The following is a 259-nucleotide window of genomic DNA, read 5'->3' on the forward strand; positions in this document are numbered from 1 at the left end:
TAAGATGCTGGTCATGGTAATCCAGGTCAATCCCACAATTGACATGACGTCTACTGTTTAGTTTTGAAAGTCCAAGCCTCGGCTGAATCGAGGTTTTTGTTCTTTAAACTCTAAGAGATGAATGGTTAGCGATGACTGCCAGGCACGATTTTGGTGATTGAGTATTCATCACTGATTGGATTGGGCCTGTAGCTCAGCTGGCTAGAGCACACGACTGATAATCGTGAGGTCGGTGGTTCGAGTCCACCTAGGCCCACCA

1 tRNA gene is annotated in these 259 nt (G+C 46.7%); it reads left to right on the forward strand.

Going from position 1 to position 259, the window contains the following annotated elements:
• Nucleotides 1–182 precede the first annotated feature (182 nt).
• Nucleotides 183–259: transfer RNA gene (locus tag KI809_RS20415), tRNA-Ile, on the forward strand.

This window comes from Geoanaerobacter pelophilus, from assembly GCF_018476885.1.
Taxonomy (GTDB): domain Bacteria; phylum Desulfobacterota; class Desulfuromonadia; order Geobacterales; family DSM-12255; genus Geoanaerobacter; species Geoanaerobacter pelophilus.